At 40.5% G+C, this 521-nt stretch carries 1 protein-coding gene; it reads left to right on the top strand.

Features of this window, described 5'->3' with window-relative positions; genetic code table 11:
• The first annotated feature begins 40 nt into the window (after positions 1-40).
• The gene (locus tag F7Q90_RS25915) at positions 41-412 is read left to right on the top strand and encodes an amino acid--tRNA ligase-related protein (RefSeq protein ID WP_044243118.1); all 372 of its coding nucleotides are present in this window, start codon (positions 41-43) and stop codon (positions 410-412) included.
• The last annotated feature ends 109 nt before the right edge of the window (positions 413-521 follow it).

The raw sequence follows: 521 nt of genomic DNA, 5'->3' as shown, positions 1-521 counted from the left end.
GTTTCAGATAACATAAAATCAATGCATTACATGCTTGCGTATGACGGTGTTCTGTCTGGCATCAGCGTTTTCTACCAAAACAGTGCAGACAAAACAGAATGATTACCTATTATTCAACAAAGCCCCTGGGAAGGTACAGGTAAAAGGGAAAGAAAAATATTACCTCCCGGTAAGCCATGTGGTTGAAAAACAAATGTCGCTTGAATTTCTGGAGAAAGTGTATTGTGTGGCGCCTTGTCTGAGACTGGTGATGGATGGTGAAGAACATTCAGGAAAACACCTTTATAACTTCTTCCAGTTTGAAATTGAATGGCGTACCAGCAGCATGAGCGATGTATTCAAGCAGGGCGAAAAAATACTGACCTCAATGGCAAAAGAGATTTTGGAGGATTCGACCGGCTTTGTTGAATAATAGGTAATCATTCTGTTTTGTCTGCACTGTTTTGGTAGAAAACGCTGATGCCAGACAGAACACCGTCATACGCAAGCATGTAATGCATTGATTTTATGTTATCTGAAAC

Origin of the sequence: Pantoea stewartii subsp. stewartii, from assembly GCF_008801695.1 — a bacterium.
Taxonomy (GTDB): domain Bacteria; phylum Pseudomonadota; class Gammaproteobacteria; order Enterobacterales; family Enterobacteriaceae; genus Pantoea; species Pantoea stewartii.
This window is presented reverse-complemented; position numbering and strand designations above follow the sequence as displayed.

Bases quoted from the DNA above. Each gene is read 5' to 3' on its own strand.
- F7Q90_RS25915 (WP_044243118.1), top strand. From the start codon at position 41: ATGACGGTGTTCTGTCTGGCATCAGCGTTTTCTACCAAAACAGTGCAG.